This is a genomic window from Pseudomonas sp. 05T35 (assembly GCF_056396605.1).
On the sequence record NZ_JBFTLU010000933.1, the window covers coordinates 1 to 514 of the forward strand.

The window sequence follows — 514 nt, forward strand, 5'->3', positions numbered from 1 at the left end:
GGTTCACCCCAAACACTTCAAGTTGCAGCCAAAGAGTATCGTTCAAGCAGAAATGCTTAAGTGCCTTTGGTTTTCGAGGGCTACGTCAAACAATTCATTTGCTAGTACGATGCTTTATGCGAAGAAGCTATCCGAGGCACGCCATCTTTCCCAGCAGGGTTCACCCCAAACACTTCAAGTTGCAGCCAAAGAGTATCGTTCAAGCAGAAATGCTTAAGTGCCTTTGGTTTTCGAGGGCTACGTCAAACAATTCATTTGCTAGTACGATGCTTTATGCGAAGAAGCTATCCGAGGCACGCCATCTTTCCCAGCAGGATACAATAAACGCATTTATAGAGTACTTTATTGATAAAGAATTTTGGGTTCGCTGGAAATCGATTCCCCTCAAAGGCATACGCCTAAAAACAGTTATACATATGTGGAAGGTCTCTGAAATTGTTGCAAGGCTGTTGATTGCCCAATTCTCCGGAATAACCGTAAAGTGTAGTCGTGCTGAACTCGATAGGCTTAATAT

General features: G+C 43.4%; 2 protein-coding genes. Both read left to right on the forward strand.

Annotated features, from left to right (window positions below; translation table 11 throughout):
- Positions 1-217: hypothetical protein (locus AC1DH9_RS30760; protein WP_477809534.1), on the forward strand; the 217-nt coding region annotated here is incomplete at its 5' end.
- A gap of 49 nt (positions 218-266) precedes the next feature.
- Positions 267-514, forward strand: a 248-nt coding sequence (locus AC1DH9_RS30765) for a hypothetical protein (RefSeq protein ID WP_477809535.1), incomplete at its 3' end; no start/stop codon positions are given.